The following is a 20,708-nucleotide window of genomic DNA, read 5'->3' on the forward strand; positions in this document are numbered from 1 at the left end:
AAGGCTCCTGGTCGGTTGGTCCCATGGTCAGCGCAAAGGCCAGGGCAGGTCCAGATAGGCTTGCAGCACGCCGCCCGGAAACAGCAGGTTAAGGGAGGAGGCCAGCACCAGGATGAAGGTGCAGGCCGCACCTGTCAGCACCAGCACCTGCCACCAGGGGCAGCGCGCCACCACGCGCAGGAAGGCCAGGAAGAACAGCACCAGCGCCGCGAAGAAGCCGATGAGCCCGGTCAACGCCACGATGCCCAGGAACCAGCCCAGGAAGGGCCATGGGCCGTAATCCTTGGCCTGGGCCTCGGTGTCGAAATTGGCGCTGCCCGACGCCACCGCCCCGCGCGACTGCCAGAACAGCACCCACAGCGCGCAGGCCCCGCCCACGCAGGCCACCGCCACGGGAAACATCAGGGCGAGGTAGGAGTTCTTCATCCCCTCCGCGAAGGTGAAGACGAACAGACCCAGCACCACCGCGGCGAAGGCGAGTTGCGGCCACATGCGGGAGGCGCGGCTGTCCTCGGCCGCGCCCTCGGTGTTGATGGCGCCCGAACCGCTGCTCTTGCGCAGACCCGCCCAGAGCGAGAGCAGCGTGAGGGCGAGGATGACCAGCACCAGCGGCCGCGTCAGGAAGTCCCAGCCCGAGAACTGCACCGCCTGGTAGAGGTAACGCTCCGCCCCCAATGACAGCACGAAGCCGATGAGGAAGGCCGGGCGCGACCAGCCGAAGCGGCGCATGAAGACGCCGAGCACGCCGACGGCCAGCAGCGCCAGCAGATCGTAGTAGCTGCGCGTCGCCTGGAAGGCCGCGAAGCACAGCACCATCACCATGAAGGGCGCGATGAGCGTGTAGCGCACGAGCGTCAGCTTCGCGATGCCCGGCGCCAGCGCGATGCACAGCGCCGTGCCCAGCAGGTTCGCGATCGCGAGCGACCAGATGATGGTGTAGGTGATGCCAAGGTCACGCTCGGCCATCGCGGGGCCGGGCTGCAGCCCCAGCAGGATCATCCCCGCCAGGAAGATCGCCATGGAGCCCGAGCCCGGGATGCCGAACAGCAGCGTGGGCAGCAGCGCGCCGCCCTGCACCGCGTTGTTGGCGGATTCCGGGGCGATGACGCCGCGGATCTCGCCCTTGCCGTATTGGCTGCGGTCCTTCGAGGTCTGCATGGCGTGGCTGTAGGCGATCCAGTCCACCACGCTGCCGCCGATGCCGGGGATGGCGCCGATCAGCGCGCCGATGCCCGAGCAGCGCAGCACCAGGCCCGGGTTGCGGATCACGTCGCGCACGCCCTGGAACCAGCCGCGCCCGAGGCTCTGCCCCTGCTTCGCGATGGCGCCGCCGCCGCGCAGCAGGTCGAACATCTCGGGCAGGGCGAAGATGCCCAGGCCCACGATGACGAGCGGCAAGCCATCGCTGAGATAGAGCGTGTCGAAATCCATCCGGTATTCGCCGGTGGCGGGTGCCGCGCCGATCATCCCGAAGGCCAGGCCCAGGCAGGCCGCCGCCACCCCCTTGGCGAGGTTGCCGCCCGACAGCGCCGCCACGGTGGATAATCCAAATAGTGTCAGCATGAACAATTCGGCCGAACCGAAGGCCAGGATGATGGGCCGCGCCGCCAGCACCGCCGCCGTCAGCACGATGGCGCCGAACATCCCCCCCAGCATGGAGGCGAAGAAGGCCGCCGCCAGGGCGCGGGCCGCCTCGCCCTGCCGGGCGAGGGGGAAGCCGTCCAGCACCGTGGCCTGGCTGGCCGAGGAGCCGGGGATGCCCATCAGGATGGAGGAGAAGGTGTCGGCCGTCGGCACCACCGCCACCAGGCCGATCAGCATGGCCAGCGCGGAGGTCTGGTCCATGCCGTAGATGAAGGGCAGCAGCAGCGACAGCCCCGCGATGCCACCCAGCCCCGGCAGCACGCCGATGACGAGGCCCACCGTCACCCCCACCATCATGAAGGTCATGTGCTTGAGGGTGAGCAGGTCGAGCAACGTGCTCAGCAGCAGGTCCAGCATGCGGGGGGCTTTCGGTGGGTGCGGGGGGCCGCGCCGCCCCCAGCCGGCGGTTTCAGAAGCGCACGTTGTGGGTGGTGGTCAGGAAGTTCCGTGCCCATTCCCGCGCCTCGGGCGAGATGGTGGTGGCGTGGCGGTAGAGGCTGTCCGCCGCATCGCCCACCGCCTGCGGATACACGCCCAGCACGGCCTCGCCCCGCGCCTTCAGCTCGGGATCGGCCACGATGGCCTCGAAGGCGCGGCGGTAGGCGGCGATGATGGGGGCCGGCGTGGACTTCAGCAGCACGGCCGGCTTCTGCCCCGCGAAGGCCGCGGTGGAGGCAGCGCGATAGGCCTCATAGGCCTGGCCCGAGGGGGCGCGGCCGTGCATGCGCTGATACACTTCCTCGAAGGTCGGGATGTCGGGGAAGGAGGGGTCGCGCTGGACCACGCCCTGCGCGTCCGGCAGGCCGTAGGAAAACAGCGGCACGCCCTGCCCCGCCTGCACCAGCGGCACCACCTGGCTGAGATAGGCGGGTGTGGTCTGGTGGTCGATGGAGGCGTCGCCGCGTTCCACCGCGATGCGCGCCTCGCCGCGGCCGCGCATGCCGAAGACGTAGCGCACGTTCAGCCCCAGCAGGTGCAGCGCCAGGATGGGCACGAGGTCGAAGCCCGTGGCGCCCTGGCTCGGGAAGACCAGTTCCTGCCCGCGCAGGCGCGCGATGTCCGCACCGTCCGTGATGCCCGTGCGGGTCGAGACCCAGACCACGCCGCCGGTGGGCGAGACGATGACGGGCGTCCAGTTCGCGTAGTCGTAGCGCACCCGCCGGTCGCCCAGCAGGAAGGGCAGATGCGTGGAGGCGGAGGGGCCGAAGAGGCTCGACCCGTCCGGTCGCGCCCGCTGCGCCCAGTCATTGCTGCCCGTGATGGAACCGCCGCCCGGCACGTTGCGCACGATGACATTGGGCTGGCCCGGCAAGTGCCGCGCCAGGAAGGGGGCCAGGAAACGCGCCCAGACATCGCTGCCGCCGGCCTCGGCGAAGGGGATCACGAATTCGATGGTGCGGCCGGCGAAACTCACGGGCGCCTGGGCGATGGCGGGCGCGGCGAAGGTGGCGGCCCCCGCGGCCCCCAGCAGCGTGCGGCGCCCAAGCAGCGTGCGGTCATGCAGCTTCGTCATGGCGTTGTCCTTCCTTGATTTGTTCTTGGTGGCGGGCGCACCTGCCAGGCGCGCCCGCCGCGCGCGTCAGAAGCGCACGTTGTGGTTCGTCGTCAGGTAGGTGCGCACCCATTCCCGTGCCTCGGGCGCGATGGTGGTGCCGAGGCGATAGAGCGGCCCGATGGCATCGCCCGTGGCCTGCACGTATTCACCAAGGGCCGCGTCCTTGTTCGCCAGCAATTCGGGGTCGGTCATCATCGAGGCGAAGGCGGCCTTGTAGGTCTCCACGATGTTGGCCGGCGTGTTGGGCGGCAGCATCACGGGCTTCTGGGCCGCGAAGCCCGCGGTGGCGAAGGCCAGGTAGGCGTCGTAGGCCAGGCCCGAGGGCTTGCGCCCGTTCATCATCTCATAGGCTTCGGTGAAGTGCGGAATGTCGGGGAAGGTCGGGTCGCGCTGCGGCACGCCCTGCGCGTCCACCACGCCCCAGGAGAACAGCGGCACGGCGTTGCCCGCCTGCACCATGGGCACCACCTGGCGGAGGTAGGCGGAGCTGGTCTGGTAGTCGATGCTGGCCTCGCCGCGCTCGAGCGCGAGCCGCCCCTCGCCGCGGCCGCGCATGCCGAAGACATGGCGCACGCGCAGGCCCAGCGCCTCGAAGGCCAGCATGGGCACGACGTCGAGCGAGGTCGCCCCCTGGCTGGCATAGACCAGCTCCTGCCCGCGCAGGCGCCCCAGTTCCGCCGCATTGGCCACGCCGAAGCGCGCGGGCAGGTAGCACACCCCCCCGGTCGGCGAGACGAAGACGGGCGGCATGTTGGCGTAGCTGAAGCGCACGCGCCGGTCGCCCAGCAGGAAGGGCACCTGGGTGGAGCCGGAGGTGCCGATGAAGCTCATCCCATCCGGCCGCGCGCGGGCGTAGAAGTCGTTGGTGCCGGTGATGGAGCCACCACCCGGCACGTTGCGGATGATGATGGTGGGCCGGCCCGGCATATGGCGCGACAGGAAGGGGGCCAGGAAGCGCGCCCAGACATCGCTGCCGCCGCCCTCGGCGAAGGGGATCACCCATTCCAGTGTGCGGCCGCTGAAATCCACGCGCGAATCCCCGCGCGTCTGGGCCTGCGCCACGACGGGGGCTGAGGCGAGGGCGGCGCCGCCGGCCATCAGGGTACGGCGGGTGATGGAGGTCATGATGGAGGTCTCCCTGGAATCGGCTTCTCGCCCGGGCCGGCGCGCCGGGGGGCTTTGTTGCAGGGTTGCCGGGCGGATGCGCCAGGGTCAAGCCAGGATTGCATGTAGCCCGCGGCTCCGCACGTCCGGTCATATCAGGCACGGAGCGAAGGCGGGCAGGCAGAAAACACCACCATGGGTTGAAGTGCGGACGAGGTGCCCGAGACGTACACTTTGGACGTGTCTTCCCATTGCGCTTCTGTAGAATAACGCCAGTCTGGCGTAATACTTGCCTGATGGGCGCCGAATGTTGCGGGTAAGCTGAGGCGATGCGGGGGGGTCACGATGGGGGGTTCGCGAGTTTGCCTGCGGCGCGGCCGCCATCGGTTCGCGCCGCGCCGAAGCCTGGCCCTTGCCGTGTTCGTCGCGACCCTGCCGGTCATGGCCCAGGCCCAGCCCGCGCCGCCCGCCATCGCGCCGCCCGCCATTGCGCCGCAGGAGGTGCTGCGCGACATCGCGCCCCCCGCCCCGCCGCGCCTCTCGCCCGGCCTGCAAGGTCCGGCCATCACCGCCACGCCCATCGCCCCGGGCGCGCCCGATGTGCGGATCGCCCGCGTCAGCCTCACCGGCAACGAGACCCTGCCGGCCGCGCGGCTCGAACGCCATGTCGCGGGGCTGGCGGGCCGCCAGGTGAGCCAGGCCGAGATCGAGGCCGCGCGCATCGCGGTCCTGACCGAATACCGACAGGCCGGCTATCCCTTCATCAGCGTGGCCATCACCGGCGAGCCCACCGCCGAGGGCTTCGACCTCAGCGTGACGGTGCGCGAGGGGCGCATCGCGCGCGTGCGCCTCAGCCAGGATATCGGCCCCGCCGGCGTACAGGTGCTGCGCTTCCTGCAGGGCGCGGTGTCGGAGGGTGCCGCCTCGGTCGCGCGGATCGAGCGTGCGTTGCTGCTGGCGGGCGACGTGCCCGGCGTGACCGTGCGCGGCGTGCTGCGCCCGCTGGAAGGCGGCGTGGCGGGTGAGCTGGAATTGCTGGCCGATGTCTCGCGCCGCCCCTACTCGGGGCTGCTGACGGTGGACAACCGCGGCTTCCGCCTGACGGGGCCGGTGCAGTTCCTCGCACTTGCCCAGGCCAATTCCTTCACCTCGCTGGGCGAGCGGACGGAGGCCGCCTTCTTCACCTCGGCCGAGGGGGAATCCCTCTTCGGCCAGGCGACGACGGAATTCTTCGTGGGCGGCTCCGGCCTGCGGGTGCGGCTCTATGCGGGGGCGGGGCGCACCACGCCCAGCGGGCCGCTCGCTGAGATCGGCTATGCGGGCTTCACCACCACGGCGGGCGCGGCGCTCTCCTACCCCGTCATCCGCAGCCGGGCCGCGAACCTGACGGTCGGCGCCCAGTTCGACATCTTCGACAACACGGTGGACACGGGCTCGGCCCCGGCCGTGCGGGCCAGCCATGACAGCCTGCGCGTGCTGCGCGCGGGCTTCGACGGGAATTTCCGCGACACGCTGCTGTCCTTCGCGCCGGCGGCCGCCACCACCCAGGGCTTCGTGCGCCTGCACCAGGGCATCGCGGCGCTGGGCGCCACGCGCGCGGGCAGCCTGCCCGGCCCCTCGCGCCGCGGCAGCGATGCGGGCTTCACCAAGATCTCGGGCGAGCTGACACGCACCCAGCCGCTCCTTGCCATCAGCGAGAACGCGCTGTTCAGCCTGCAGGGCACGCTGGCCGGTCAATGGAGCGATGCCGTGCTGCCGGCGGCGGAGAAATACTTCCTGGGCGGCAACCGCATCGGCCGCGGCTTCTACACGGGCCAGGTGAGCGGCGACCGCGCGGTCGCCATCGCGCTGGAGGCGCAGCTCGACCTGCGGCTGCCCAACTTCACGCTGGAATTCACCCCGGGCCAGCCCACCGAGATCCGGCACAGCGCGCAGTTCTACATGTTCTACGATGCGGGCCGGACCTACGAGAACCTGCCCACCGACCCCGACCGCCGCGTGGAATCCTTCGGTGGCGGGATACGCACGGTGTTCAACGACGTCTTCCACCTCGACATCGAGGCCGCGCACCGCATCACCCGCCGGGTGGATGCGGGCGGGGCCGCGGTGTCGCCGCTCGCCGCCACGGCGGGCTATGTGCGCGCCCTGATGCGGTTCTGAGCCGACCCAACCCTTCCGCCCCCGGCCAGGATGGCCGTGGCCCGATGCTGGAGCAACCGAGCATGGCCCAGAAGAGCATGGCTCAGAAGAGCATGGCCCAGAAGAGCCCGCGGATGACGGCCTGGGCCTCGCCACGCGTGCTGTTGCTGGGCACCACCGCCCTGCTGCCGCTCGGCCTGCTGTCACCCGCGCATGCCCAGGCGCCCAATGCCATGCCCACGGGCGGCCAGGTCACGGCCGGCCAGGCGCTCATTCAGCAGCAGGGCAACCGCACCCAGATCACCCAGGGCAGCGACCGCGCGGTGATCGACTGGCAGCGCTTCGACGTGGGGCGCGACGCCACGGTCAACTTCACCCAGCCCAGCCAGAATGCCTGGACGCTGAACCGGGTGAACACGCCCGACCCCTCGCTCATCGCGGGGCGCATCACGGCCAATGGCGGCGTCGCCATCGTGAACCCCTCGGGCGTGGTCTTCGCGGAGGGCGCGCAGGTCAATGTGGGCTCGTTGGTCGCCACCGCCTCGGGCATCACGAACCAGAACTTCATGGCCGGGCGGATGGTCTTCGACGGCACGCCCAATCCCGGCGCGCGCGTGGAGAACCGCGGCGAGATCACGGTGGCCGATCGTGGCCTCGCCGCCCTCGTGGCGCCCGGCGTGGCCAACCAGGGCGCCATCCGCGCGCGGCTGGGCACGGCCATCGTGGCCGGGGCGGAGACCTACCGCCTCGATCTCGCGGGGGATGGGCTGCTGTCCATCGACGTGACGCAGGCGGTGCGCCAGCGCCCCGATGGCGGCGCGGCGCTGGTGACCAATTCGGGCGTCATCGTGGCCGAGGGCGGGCAGGTCATCCTCACCGCCCAGGCGGTGAGTGGCCTCGTCGAGCAGGTGGTCCGCAACACGGGCCAGGTGACGGGCGCGCGCGTGGCCATCGAGGGCCGTGGCGGCGAGGTCGCCATCGCGGGCGGCGCGGTGACGGCGCCGGGCGGGCGGGTGGACATCACGGCCCCCGGCGCGGGGGTGACGGTGGCGGCGGGGGCCCGCGTCTCGGCCTCCGGTGCCACGGGTGGCGGCCAGGTGCGGGTGGGCGGCAATGGCACGGCGCGCACGCGTGTCGAAGGCCGCGTCGCGGCGCGTGGCACGGGCCCGGGCGCGCGCGGCGGCCGCGTGGCCGTGCAGGCGACCGAGCGGGTGACGGTGGCGGCGGGTGCGGCGGTGGATGCCTCCGGCAGCGCGGGCGGCGGCGAGGCGCTGGTCGGCACCACGGGGCTGGGCCGCGCCCAGACCATGGCGCGCGAGACGCTGCTGGAGACGGGTGCCACGGTGCGCGCGGACGCGACGGCCACGGGGCCGGGCGGCGTCATCGTCGTGAACAGCGCCGAGCGCACCGTGATGGCCGCGCAGCTTTCCACGCGCGGCGGCCCGCAGGGCGGCGATGGCGGCTTCGTCGAAGTCTCGGGCATGCGCGCGCTCACGCTGGACATCATGCGGGTGGATGTGGGCGCGGGGCCGGGCGGGGCGCCCGGCACGCTGCTGATCGACCCGGTCAGCATCATCGTGCGCGACACGGCGGCCACGCCGCCGGGGGAGACGGATGGCGCCCTGGTGGGCGGCGACTTCACCACCGACGGCGCGCCCGGCGACCCCACCACCGTCGTCATCGCGCCGGCCGGCATCGCGGCCTTCGTCGGCAATGTGACGCTGGAGGCGCAGGACAGCCTGACCGTGGCCAGCGCCATCACCAAGGTCAACGGCAGCCTCACGCTGCGGGTCACCGGCGCGGGGGGCGCGGGCATCACGGTCGCGGCCCCGATCAACGTGATGCCCGGGTTGCTCACCCTCACCTCCAACAGCTCCCTCACCCTCAACGCCGACGTGGTCGGCGCCGCCGGCGTCAACCTGAACGTCACCGGCAACATCGGCGGCACGGGCAGCGTGCAGACGCCGGTCACGCTGCGCGTGCGCGGCTTCGACGGGACCGATGCCTCGGGCGTGCAGGGGTTGAACCTGACGGGCGCGAACGCGGTGGGGGCGCTGGACCTGATCGGAAGCGCGGCCACCGTGACCTTCACGCAGACCAATGCGCTGGTCGTGTCGCGCGGCGAGGTGGGGGCCGCCGGCACCCTGACCCTCGGCTCGGACGGGGTGATCTCGGGCGGCAACATCACGGCGGGAGACCTCGTCATCCGCGGGGCGGGGCTGGCCAACACGGCGGCGGCCGGCCTGTCCATGACCACCGGCATGGCGGTGCCGCGGCTCGACGCGCGCGTGAGCGGGGGGCTGCTCGAATTCGCCCAGGTGGGCGCGCTGGACGATGTGCAGGCCCACAACCCGGGCGGCGTGGTGCGGCTGGGGTCGGACGGGCTGATCGACGCGTTTGACATCGTCGCGGACCAGCTCGTCATCCGGGGGTCGAGCCTTGCGGCCGACAGCCGCGCGGGCGGGCTGTGGGGGGGGGGCATAAGGAACGCCATCGCCACCCTGGACGCGCGCACCGCCAATACGGAGTTGACCTTCGGACAGATCGGCGGCTTCAGCGTCACCCAGGCCGATGCGGGCACGGCCAATGTGAGGCTGGGCTCGGACGGCATCATCTCGGGCGGGGGCGTGGTGGGCGACCGGCTGCGCATCCGCGACCGTGACCATACCCTCGACCCTGGCGGCGGGGTTGACCTGACCGGCCCCGGCAACGCCATCGCGAGGCTCGACGTGGCGGCCTTCCCCGCCGGCCGGAACGTGGTCTTCGCGCAAGTGGGCGGCTTCGAGGTCGTGCGCGCAACCGCGAGCCAGGGCTCAGTGACGCTCGGCTCGGACGGGGTCATCACCGGGGTGGGCGTGGGCGCGTCCCTCGGCGTGGTGATCCGCGGCGCGGCGCTGGGCGACACCCGCGCCGGCGGCCTCGACATCCGCACCATATTCTCGGGGGGAACGCTCGACGCGCGGACCAACAACGCCGCGCTGACCTGGGCGCGACCCGCCGCCTTCACCGTCATCCAGGCCGATGCGGGCACGGGCAACGTCACGCTGGGCTCGGACGGCATCATCTCGGGCGGGGGCGTGGTGGGCGGCACGCTGACCATCCGCAACAGCGACCTCACCCTCGCGACCGGCCGCGCGGGCGGGCTGGACATCACCGGCACCAACGCCATCAGCACCCTCGACGCCCGCACCAACAACGCGGCGCTGACCTTCGCGCAGGCCGGCGCCTTCGGCGTGACCCAGGCCGATGCGGGGACGGGCAACGTCACGCTGGGCTCGGACGGCCTGATCTCCGGCGGCGGCGTGGTGGGCGGGACGCTCTTCATCCGCGACGCCGCGCTCGACCTCGCCGATGGCCGCGCGGGCGGGCTGAACCTGACGGGCAACTTCTCCGGCACGCTGGATGCCCGGGTGAACAACGCCGCCCTGACCTACACCCAGAACAACGGCTTCGAGGTGCTGCAGGCGGATGCGGGCACGGGCGATGTCACGCTCGGCTCGAACTTCGCCATCACGGGCGGCAATGTCGTCGCGGACACCCTGATCATCCGAGACGCCTCGCTGACGGGCTTCGGCGCCGGCGCGCTGGAGCTGACCGGGGCGGGCAACGCCATCGCCACGCTCGATGCGCGGACAATGGGCGGCAACCTGACCTTCGCACAGACGGCGGGCTTTTCCGTCACCAATGCGGTCGCGGCCTTCGCCGATGTCACGCTGGGTTCGGACGGCGTCATCCAGGGCGCGGGCGGGGGCGGCACCAACCTCATCATCCGCGGCGCCGACCTGGATGCGGCGAGCCGCGCGGGCGGGCTGGAGCTGGAGGGCAACTTCTCCGGCACGCTGGATGCCCGGGTGAACAACGCCGCCCTGACCTACACCCAGAACAACGGCTTCGAGGTGCTGCAAGCGGATGCGGGCACGGGCGACGTCACGCTCGGCTCGAACTTCGCCATCACGGGCGGCCATGTCACGGGCGGCATGCTGATCATCCGTGGCCTGGGCCTCGCCGAGACGCCGGCGGGCAGCCTCGACCTCCGCGGCAACGCCATCGCCACGCTCGACGCGCGGACGCAGGGCGCGCTGACCTTCGCCCAGGCGGGGGGCTTCGCGGTGGCCCGGGCGGCTTCCGCCTCCGGTGACGTGACGCTGGGCTCGGACGGGATCATCTCCGGCGGCGGCGTGGTGGCCGGCACCCTGGTCATCCGCGACGCCGCGCTCGACCTCGCCGATGGACGCGCGGGCGGGCTGGACATAACCGGCACCAACGCCATCGCCACGCTCGATGCGCGGACGGACGGCGCGGCGCTGAACTATCGGCAGGCCACGGGCTTCGCGGTGCTGCAGGCCAATGCGCGCACCGGCGCGGGCGCGGGCACGGGAGACACGGGCGGCGCGGTGGAACTCATCGCCACGAATGCCGACAGCACCCTGGTGGTGCGCGCGGATGGCCATGTGCAGGGCGGCAACATCCGTCTCCAGGCGGGCGAGGAAGTCAGCATCCTGGGGCCGGTGCTCAGCGTCGCGCCGCTGCTGGGCTTCACCCAGGGCCACATCACCCTCGCCACCACCGAGGCCGATGGGCGGATCGTGCAGGGCGCGGGCGGGACCGTCACCGCCCCCGACGCGCGCTCCATCGTGATGACGGCCGATGTCCTGACGCTGGCCGCGAACATGAGCGCGGGCGCATCGGGCCTGGTGGAATTCAACCGGCTGAGCCCCGGCCGCATCACCATCGGCCTGGGCGGCCCCGGCACCACGGCCTTCAACCCGGCCCTTCTCACCAGCTTCCTCGGCACCGGGCATCTGCGCCTCGTGGCCTCCGACGCCGTGCAGGTGCTGGCGGACCTGACCCGCACCACGGGCGAGCTGACGCTGCGCGCCACCTCCGCCACGGGCACGACGATCGCGGTGGACGCGGCGGTGAACGCGGGCACGAACCCCGTGAACCTGGAGACGCCGGGCGGCATCCTGGGCACCGGCGTCATCACCACCAACAACCTGGTGGCGCGCGGCGACGGCGATGTCCTCTCGCGCGCGGGCAGCGTGAACCTCACGGGCGACAACCAGGCCCAGCGCCTCAATGCGCGCACCGATGGCGGCGACATCGAGTTCCGCAACGCCGCCAACCTGCGCGTGACGCGCATCGACGCCCTGGGCGGCTCGGGCGGCGGGGCGGTCGGCATCACGCTGGCCGGTGCCGGGCTGCTGCTGGAGGTGGCCAACGACATCTCGGCCGGGCAGCTCACGATGCTGGCCGACAACATGGCCATCGCCACGGGCTCTCCCGCGCTGATCGTGCCGGGCGGCGAGGTGCGGCTGCTGCCCTTCACGGCGGGGCGCGCGGTCACGCTGGGGGCCGAGGTGGCGGACACGCTCTCGCTCTCCACCGCCGAGCTGGCCGCCATCGGCGGCGCCGGCCCGGACGGGACCACCAACCCGGCCACTGTGCTGCGGATCGGCGCGGGGCGGTCGGGCGACATCCGGGCCGGCGACATCACGGTGGCGGGCGATGTGGACCTCGATGGGCGCGTGCTGGCGCTGGAAATATTTTCGGGCGGCAGCCTGACGGGCGCGGGCGCCATCACGGTGGGCGATTTCGGGGCGGTGGCGGCGCGCGACCTGGTGCTGGACGGCGCCAATGCCGTGGGGCGCCTCGCCGCCATCACCGACACGACCACGGTGAATGGCGTGGCGCTTTCCGGGGTCTCGCTCTGGGGCGGCACGCGCAACGCGGACGCAACCGCCCTGCCCGCCGACCGGGACCCGGACCGGCTGGAGTTCCGCAACACCGCGCCCGCGCTGACCGTGGCGGGCTCGGTGCTGGCCTCGGGCAGCGGCGGCCTCGTGCTGACGCAGACGGCCGACCTGACGGTGAACAGCAACCGCTGGATCGCGGCCGAGGCCGGGACCCTGCAGGTCAACGTGACGGGCAGCCTGCTCAACAACGGCACCCTGGTCGCGGCGCCCATCGCCCTGAATGCGGGCGGGCCGGATTCCCATGTGCTGGCCGGCGGCGGCACCAACAACGGCACCATCGCGCTCGGCCTCGACGCCACGCCCGCGCCGGATGGCACGCGCATCGCCGGCATCACCACCAACAACGGCCTGATGGTGGCGCGGACCATCACGGGCGTGACGGTAAATTCCGGCGCGCTCATCACCGGCACGGGCATCGCCGGGCAGTTCGGGACGGTCTTCGTGGGCGACCGGACCGTGGCCGGCACGCTCGTCAACACGGGCACCATCATCGGCGATGTCACGGCCGATTCCATCGTGAACGAGGCCGGGGGGCGCCTCCTCGGCGGCACCATCCGGGCGACCGCGGGCGACATCACCAATGCGGGCGTGATGCTGGGCACCGCCATCGAGGCCCAGGGCAGCGTGCTGCAAAATGACGGCACCATGGGCGCGGGCGGCGGCACCGCCACCGCCGAATTCAGCCTGACCTCCGCCGAGGCGCGCACGGGCGCCCTCACCGGCGGCGCGGCACCCGCGACCCCGCCCGCCACCGTCACCGAGACCCTCGGCGCCACGGCCACCCTCCGCGCCGAGACGGGCAACATCACCCAGGCCGGCGGCACCTGGGTGGCCGCGCCGGACAGCGTCTCGCTGCCCGGGGGCGGCACGCTGCACGTCATCGCGCAGGCCGGCGACGTCACGCAGACCGGCGGCACCATCACCGCGCCGGGCATCACCGCGCGCGCCCAGGGGCTGATCCATCTCGACCAGGCGGGGAACAGCTTCGCGCGGATCGGCGTCTCGCCGGGCAGCCTGCCCGCCTTCCCCGACGCCCCCGCCATGGGCGCCTTCGGCATCGGCGCCGCGACGGGAGAGGTGCGCCTCACGACCCAGGCCAACACGCTGACGGTGGAGGCCGGGGGCGGCATCCGCGCCGGCACCGATGCCCTGCTGCGCGTGGATGGTGGCGGTCTCGTCGTGGATGCGCCCATCCGGGTGGGCGCGACGCGCACCCTGACCCTGGTCGCGGACGAGATGGCGCTGGGCGCCGTCGCGGGCGGCATGACGCTGGTGGCCCCCGGCGGCACGGTGCGGCTGCTGCCGCACAGCGACGGGCGCGCCATCACCCTGGGCACGGAAGTCGCCGGCACGCTCTCGCTCACCAGCGCGGAGCTGGCGCGCATCGGCGGCACGGGCGCCGATGGCGCGACCAACGCCGCGCAGCGCCTGCGCATCGGCGAGGCCGCGGCCGGGGCCATCACCCTCACCGGCGACGTGCTGCTGCGCCAGGATGTCGCCCCCAGCGACGCCGCCAGCCTCACCGACGCCATCGGCGGGGCGCGGGTCGCGGCACTCGAACTCGTCTCCGGCGCGGGCATCACGCAGGATGCGGGTGCGCGCGTGAGCGTGGCCGGCCTCGCCGCGCGCGCCCTCGGCGGCGATGTGCTGCTGCATGACGGCGCGGCGCCGGGTGCCGCCAGCGGCAACGCGATTGATCGCATCATCGCCGGCACGGAGCTTGGCACCCTGCGCACGCCCGGCGCGGAGCGCACCCAGGACGGGCTGCGGGCCAGCGGGAACCTGACCCTGTCCACCTGGCGCAGCCTGGCGGTGGAGGCGCCGGTCACGGCGGGGGGCGACGCGGTGCTGCGCGTGGCGCCGGGCGGGGGCCCGGGGCCGGCAGGCGTGCTGACCGTGGGCAGCGCCATCACGGTGGGCAGCGGCCGGGCGCTGACGCTCGTCGCCGACGACATGGCGCTGGGCGCCGTCGCGGGCGGCATGACGCTGGTGGCGCCGGCTGGCGCGGTGCGCCTCATGCCCTTCACCGCGGGGCGCGGCGTGACGCTGGGCGATGACGCGGCGGGCACCCTCTCCCTCACCTGGGCGGAGCTGGCGCGGATCGGCGGCACGGGCGCGGATGGCACGACCAACGCCACGGCCGTGCTGCGCATCGGCGCGCTGGACGGGACCACGGTGGGCGACATCGCCGTGCCGGGCGCCGTGGACCTGTCCAACCGGGTGCGGGCGCTGGAGCTCTACGCGGGCGGGTCCATCGCGGGCTCGGGCACGATCTGGGTCCACGATTTCGGCGCCGTGGCGGGGCGTGACCTGGTGCTGGACGGCGACAATTCGGTGAGACGCCTCGCGCCGCTGACCGATGCGGGCACGGTGAATGGCGTGGCCCCCAACCTGATCTCGCTCTGGGGCGGGACGCGTAACTCGGACCCGCAAGGCCTGGCCCCGGCGCGGCAGCCCGACCGGTTGGAGTTCCGCTTCGTCGACTCGAGGCTCAACGTGGACGGGTCGGTCCTGGCCTCGGGCAGCGGGGGGCTCAGCCTCTCCAGCCCCTATGCCCTCATCGAGATCGCGCAGAACCGCTGGGTCACCGCCGAGGCCGGCACGGTCTCCGTCGTCGGTATGAGTGTGACCAATCGCGGGGGGATCTACGCGCAGGACCTCTCGGGCGGCCGGGTCCAGAGCACGCTCATGGGCTCCGTCGACAATTACGGCACCATCATCCTGGGCTGTGGCTGCTCTCCCGCCGACACCTCCGTGATTGATGCGTGGCACGGGCTGAACAACCACGGGCTCATGGTCGCGGGCAGCGTCGTCGTGGGCAGGGGTCTCGTGATCAATGTCGTCGGCGCCGAGCTGCGCGCGCATCGCATCGAGTCCTATGACGGCGTCATCAATACCGGCCTGCTGGCCGCGGGCGAGACTTTCGGCAGTCTCATCAATGCCGGCACCGTGGTCGCCGGGTCCATCAGGGGCGGCTTCACCAACTACAGCCTGATCGCCGCGACGGAGATCCTGGACTGGAGCGTGCGGAATCACGGCCTGGTCGTGACCCAGGGCGCGACCGTCACGAGCCTGGTCAACGAGGCCGGGGCGCGGATCGAAAGCGGCACGGGGCAGGCCGCGCTCAACCTGTCCATGCCCGACGCCCGGGCCGCGGCGCTGGCGGGCACGCCTGCCCCCAGCGGCGGGGCGCTGGTGCTGGGCACCACCCGTGGGGGCGACCTCGCGCTCCGGACGACGCTGGGCGGGCTCAGCAATGCCGGAGCCATCGAGGCGGATGGGGCCGCGCGCCTCACCGCGGCGGGCGACCTCACCCTCACCGCCGGCTCGGTGCGGGCCGGGGGCGCCGTGGAACTCTCCGCCGGGCAGGATGTGCTGCAATCGGGCGGCAGCCTCGTCGCCGGCGGGGCGATGCGCCTGGTGGCCGGGCGCGACGCGCTGCAGACCAGCGGCACCGCGCAGGCGACCAGCCTGGGGGATGCGGGCGGCGCCCTCACGATCGGGCGCGACCTGGCCTGGCGTGTCACGACGCCCGAAGTCTTCGCCATCACGGCGGGGCGCGACCTCGACCTGCGCGTGGCGGGCGGGCCGGTGGCGCTGCGGGGCAACCTCCAGGCCACGGGGGGCGACCTGGCGCTGGCAGTGCCCGACGGCACGCTGTCGCTGGACCCCGGGGTTTCCGTCATCGCCGGCGCCGCCATGACGCTGGAGACCGGCGGCACCCTCGTGGCCCCGCAGGCCACGCTCACGGCCGGGGCCGACCTGGCGCTGACGGCAGCGGGCGCGCTGGCGCTGGGCGACATCACCGCGCAGGCGGGTGGCGCGCTGACGGCGCTGGCGGGCGGGGCCTTCGAGCTGGGCGGCGGGGGGCTCTCAGCGGGTGGCGGGCTGTTGGCGCGCTCGGGCGCGGGAATGGTGATGCGCGGGGGCGCCTCGGCGCTCGGTGATGTCAGGCTGGAGGCGGGCACCACCCTGCGGCTGGAAGCGCCGGGCAGCGCGGGCCGGGACCTCCTGCTGGTTGCGGGCGGGGCCATGGCCCTGGGCGGCACGACGCTCGGCGCGGCTGGCGCCATGGAGGCACGGGCCGGGAGCGCGATGACGTTGGGCGCGGGGCTCTCCGCTGCCAGCGGGACTGCCCTGACGCTGGAGGCGGGCGGGGCGCTGGAGGCACCTTTGGCCACGCTCAGCGCGGGCGGGGCCATGGCGCTGACGGCGGGGACGGGACTTGCCCTTGGCGGCGGCAGCCTGACGGCCGGGCAGTCGCTCGGCCTCACGGCCGGCGGCGCGGGGATCAGCCTGCGGGATGTGGTGGCGCGGGCCGAGACGGGGGGCATCACCCTCGCCTCCACCGGGGGGGCGAGCCTTCGCAACACCTCCCTCACCGCCGGCCAGGGCGTGGAGCTCCAGGCGGCCGGCGATGTGGTGGTGAACCCCAGCACGCTGGTCGCGGGCGGGGCGATGCGCCTGGTGGCCGGCGGCGCGTTGGACGTCACGGGCGGGGCCATGCAGGCCGGGCTTGGGCTGCTGCTGCGGTCGGACGGCGGGATGCGCCTCTCCGGCGTGGCGCTGGGCGCCAGCACGGCACCCGCCGCGACACAAGGGGAATTCCAGCCGCTGCGGCTTGAGGCGGGGGCCGACATGTCGGTCGCGGACAGCGCGCTGCGCGCCGAGCGGGCGGAGCTGGTCGCGGGCGGCACCCTGACCACCGCGGGCAGCGGCTTCGCCGTCGGCACGGGGCTGCTGCTGGCGGCCCCGGGTGGGATCGGCCAGGCGGGCGAGGCACCGACGAATGTCGCGGCGCTCGACCCGGCCCGCGCACCGCTGGTCATTCTCGACACGCGTCGTGGCGTGGCCGTGGTGCGCCTGCCCGATGCGCTGACGCCCGCCACCACGGACCAGCCGGGCGTGGCGCCCACCGACCAGCGCTGGCAGGTGGCCGGGACGTTGAACCAGCCCGGCCAACTGCTCTTCGGCGCCGATGACGGCAGCCCGGCCACGCCCAGTTCCGCGCCGGCCGGGAACATCGCCTTCAACATGAATGCGGGGCGGCTTCCCGTCTTCGTGCTCATCAATGGCGGGACCGCCACGGGGCGGCTGGAGGCGGGGCGCCTCGGCGTGTTCGGCCGCCCCGGCAACCCGCTCGCCACCGGCCGCGCCTTCGAGGTGCTGGGCGACCTCGGCGGGGTCGGCGGGGTGGGTGCGGCGCGGCTGGGCCTGCTGGCCGGCGACCAGCGGGGCCTTGGCCCGAGCGCGACCGGGCTGAGCCAGTTCCGCTTCAACGACTGCGTGCTCTCGTCCGTCAACTGCGTGGCGCCCGTCAGCTTCAGCCTGCCTTCGGTGCCACAGGTGAACACGCTGGTGCTGACGAACTCCATGCCGAGCTTGGATGAGTCGGACGTGCTGCTGCCCAATGTCGCCGATGAGGATTACTGAGACATGCGCCCCTTCGCCGCGCTGACCCTCTCCTCGCTGCTGGGCGTGGCCTTGCTCGGCGCCTGCGCGACGCCGCCGCCCGAGGCTTATGCGCCCCTGGCCCGCGACCGCGCCGCCATCGAGACGCGCCCCGTCGCGGCCAATGCGCGCGGCGAGGCCTGCTTCGCACAGGCGACGCAGGCGCCCGGCCTCGATACGCCCGTGCGCCGCGCGGAGGAGGTGTTCTGCGGCGGCTGGACCCAGCCCTCCGCGCGCATCTACCGGATGGCCGGCGGGCTCTCCGCGTCGCAGGCGGCCGGCGGGGGCGCATGGCGGGCCTGGCTCGACCAGCGCTTCGTCTGCGATGCGCCGGTCGCCACCAACGTGGCCGGCGGGGCGCCGGCGCAGCTGCTGGCCTGCCGGCGGCGCTCCAGCGGTGCCGCGCATGTGGCGCTGGCCATCGAGGCGCCGGGCGGGCTGGTGCTGGCCGACGGCATTCCCGCCGCCATCCCGCCCATCGAGCAGGTGGCGACGGGAGCGGCGGCCACGGGCGGGGCCGTGGCGCGCTCCGGCGCATTGCAGATCGCGGTGGCGCGCCTGGCCGCGGACCGCACCGGCGCCGCGGACGAGGCCCTCTACGAACGCGTGATGCGGCTGGGGCGGGAGCTGAACCAGGCCGAGAACTTCGCCGCCGCCGAGGACGCCTATCGCCAGGCGCTGGCGGTGCGGGTGGCGGCGCTGGGCAATGACCGGGACCCGAGCCTCGCCACGCCCATCATGCACATCGCGCTGAACCTCTCGAACCAGGGGCGCGTGCAGGAGGCCGAGCGCCTCTTCGCCCGCGCCGAGGCCCTGCTGCCCGGCGCGCCCGACCGCACGGCGGCACCCCGCCTCGCGCAGTATCGCGCCATGCACGCGCTGAACCGCGGCGACCTCGCGGCGGCCGAGGCGGGCTTCGCCACGGCCGAGGCGGGATTTGGCGCGCTGGTGCCGGCCGGCGTGCGCGCCGGCACGCCGGCCGGCGGCCTTCTGCCCGAGCTGCTGGAACCGCAGGCGCAGAGCGCCGTGCTGGGCCTGGCGGAGAGCATCCGCTACCGCGGCGTCATCGCCTCGCGGCGCGGGGACGACGCCGCCTCCCGCGAGGGGGTGCGGCGCAGCGGCGAGGTGCTGCGCGCGGCCGGGCTCGCGCCCGCCACGCTGGAGGGAAGGCGGCTGCGAACCGAAGGGATGTTGCTGACGCGCGCGGGGCAGAGCCTGCCCGCGGCCCAGCTGCTGACACAGGCGAGCGCGCGGCTGGCCGCAACCCTGCCGGGCGAGCGCCCGGTGGCCTCCACCCTCTTCCTCGCCGGCCGGGAGTGGGTGGGGGCCGGCCGCACCGAGGAGGCGCTGGCCGCCTTCCGCCAGGGGGCCGCGCTGCTGCGCGAGCGGCAGATCGGCGTGGCCGTGGCGGACCTCATCCCCTATCTCGACGCGCTGGACGCGCAGGCCCGGGCCCGCCCGGCCGAGGCACCCGCCCTGCGGGCCGAGGCCTTCGCCGCCGCCCAGCTCGCGCGGCGCAGCGAGACGGCGCGCTTCCTGGCCCAGGCCAGCGCGCGGCTTGCCGCCGCCGACGGCAATGAGGCGGTGGCGGCCGCCGTGCGCCGGCGCGAGGATGCCGACATCCAGCTCCGCACCCTGCTGACCGAGCGCGACGCCCTGCTCGCCGCGGGCCGCCCGGCGGGCGCGCTCGACCAGCGCATCGCCACCCAGCGCGCGGCGCGCGAGGAGGCGGAGGCCGAGGCGCTGGCCGCGGCCCCGGGCTTCCGCCAGCTCCGCGACGAGGCGGTGTCGGCACAGGCCGCGCTGGCCGTGCTGGGCCAGGGCGAGGCCATGGTGCAGTTCCTCCTCGGGCCCCGGCATTCCTATGCCCTGGCCCTGCGGCCGGGCCGTCCGGCGGCGCTGGCGCGGCTTTCCCTCACCGTGGCCGAGGCCGGGCGCCTCGTCGCCGCCACGCGGGCGGCGGTGGATGGGGAGGGGCCGCAGGGCGGCCGCCTGCCCGCCTTCGACACGGCGGCGGCGGCGGCGCTGCATGCCGCGCTGCTCGGCCCCCTCGATGCCTATCTGGAGGGCGCGGGCACGCTGGTGGTGGTGCCGGACGGGCCGCTGCTGGCCCTGCCCTTCGCCATGCTGCTGACGGGCCCGGCCGAGCCTGGGAACCTCTCGGCCGCGCCCTGGCTGATCCGCCGCCACGCCATCGTCCACGCGCCCTCGGTGCAGGCGCTGGTGCGGCTGCGCGAGGCCTCGCCGGCCAGCGCGGCCCCGCGCCCCTATATCGGCTTCGGGGATTTCCTGCCGCCCGCCGAGGCGCAGCTGCGCGCGAGCTTCCCCGCCGCCACCTGCGGCGAGGATGCGGCCGTGGCGCGCGGCCTGGGCCGCCTGCCCGGCACGCTGGGCGAGGTGCGGGTCGCGGCCTCCATCATGGGTGCCGGGGCCACGCAGGTGCTGGGCCGCGACTTTACCGCCGCCGCCGTGGCCGGGGCGGGGCTCGGCCAGTATCGCATCGTGCATTTCGCGACCCACGGGCTGCTGCCCGGGGACCTTGCCTGCCTGACCGAACCGGCGGTGATGGTCTCGAACCCGCCCGGCGCGGCCGATGCCGCGGGCAGCTTCGTGCCGGCCAGCGCCATCATGGGCCTCAGGATGGATGCGGACCTCGCCATCCTCTCGGCCTGCAACACGGCGGGCGCGGGGACGGTGGAGGGCGCCGCCCAGGCGGCCGAGGCGCTGTCGGGCCTGGCGCGCGCCTTCTTCGTGGCCGGCGCGCGCGGGCTGCTGGCGACGCATTGGCTGGCCTCCGACGCGGCGGCGCAGTTCATCGTGCCGGTGATGCTCTCGGCGCAGAACCAGGGCACGCCGAGTGCCGCCGCGCTGCGTGCCGCGCAGCTCGCCCTGCTGACGGACCAGCCGGGGCGGCCGAGCCTGGCCCATCCCTTCTACTGGGCCCCCTTCGCCCTGCTGGGCGATGGGCGGCGCGGTGGGCCGACCCGCACCACCCAGGGCGTGCCCCTCGCCGCAGGGGGGTAGCTTCCCGCCACGCTCAAGCCGCAACCGCCTTGTTG

At 73.9% G+C, this 20,708-nt stretch carries 6 protein-coding genes; 3 read left to right on the forward strand and 3 right to left on the reverse strand.

Features of this window, described 5'->3' with window-relative positions; translation table 11 throughout:
* Positions 1–27 precede the first annotated feature (27 nt).
* The 3 genes from GGQ83_RS09750 to GGQ83_RS09760 all read right to left on the reverse strand — a co-directional run bounded on the left by GGQ83_RS09750 (position 28) and on the right by GGQ83_RS09760 (position 4,324).
* Positions 28–2,001, reverse strand: coding sequence for a tripartite tricarboxylate transporter permease (locus GGQ83_RS09750; RefSeq protein WP_184383568.1), 1,974 nt, complete (start codon positions 1,999–2,001; stop codon positions 28–30).
* 52 nt (positions 2,002–2,053) lie between these two features.
* Positions 2,054–3,157: a Bug family tripartite tricarboxylate transporter substrate binding protein gene (locus GGQ83_RS09755; protein ID WP_184383569.1), complete on the reverse strand. Its 1,104-nt coding sequence runs from the start codon at positions 3,155–3,157 to the stop codon at positions 2,054–2,056.
* 66 nt (positions 3,158–3,223) lie between these two features.
* Positions 3,224–4,324, reverse strand: a complete 1,101-nt coding sequence (locus GGQ83_RS09760; RefSeq protein WP_184383570.1) for a Bug family tripartite tricarboxylate transporter substrate binding protein — start codon at positions 4,322–4,324, stop codon at positions 3,224–3,226.
* 396 nt (positions 4,325–4,720) lie between these two features.
* Between GGQ83_RS09760 and GGQ83_RS09765 the strand changes: the two genes are divergently transcribed.
* The 3 genes from GGQ83_RS09765 (at position 4,721) to GGQ83_RS09775 (ending at position 20,673) form a co-directional block, all read left to right on the forward strand.
* Positions 4,721–6,463 (forward strand): ShlB/FhaC/HecB family hemolysin secretion/activation protein, encoded by a 1,743-nt coding sequence (locus tag GGQ83_RS09765; RefSeq protein ID WP_184383571.1) that lies wholly within the window; start codon positions 4,721–4,723, stop codon positions 6,461–6,463.
* 92 nt (positions 6,464–6,555) lie between these two features.
* Positions 6,556–17,631, forward strand: a complete 11,076-nt coding sequence (locus tag GGQ83_RS09770) for a two-partner secretion domain-containing protein (RefSeq protein WP_184383572.1) — start codon at positions 6,556–6,558, stop codon at positions 17,629–17,631.
* Between the two features lie 3 nt (positions 17,632–17,634).
* Positions 17,635–20,673, forward strand: coding sequence for a CHAT domain-containing protein (locus tag GGQ83_RS09775; protein ID WP_184383573.1), 3,039 nt, complete (start codon positions 17,635–17,637; stop codon positions 20,671–20,673).
* The last annotated feature ends 35 nt before the right edge of the window (positions 20,674–20,708 follow it).

The sequence above is a fragment of the Roseococcus suduntuyensis genome, assembly GCF_014196305.1.
Taxonomy (GTDB): Bacteria; Pseudomonadota; Alphaproteobacteria; order Acetobacterales; family Acetobacteraceae; genus Roseococcus; species Roseococcus suduntuyensis.

What these genes read in the sequence shown, in the direction of transcription:
- GGQ83_RS09760 (WP_184383570.1), bottom strand. Translation starts at nt 4,324, where the DNA reads ATGACCTCCATCACCCGCCGTACCCTGATGGCCGGCGGCGCCGCCCTC.
- GGQ83_RS09770 (WP_184383572.1), top strand. Translation starts at nt 6,556, where the DNA reads ATGGCCCAGAAGAGCCCGCGGATGACGGCCTGGGCCTCGCCACGCGTG.
- GGQ83_RS09755 (WP_184383569.1), bottom strand. Translation starts at nt 3,157, where the DNA reads ATGACGAAGCTGCATGACCGCACGCTGCTTGGGCGCCGCACGCTGCTG.
- GGQ83_RS09750 (WP_184383568.1), bottom strand. Translation starts at nt 2,001, where the DNA reads ATGCTGGACCTGCTGCTGAGCACGTTGCTCGACCTGCTCACCCTCAAG.
- GGQ83_RS09775 (WP_184383573.1), top strand. Translation starts at nt 17,635, where the DNA reads ATGCGCCCCTTCGCCGCGCTGACCCTCTCCTCGCTGCTGGGCGTGGCC.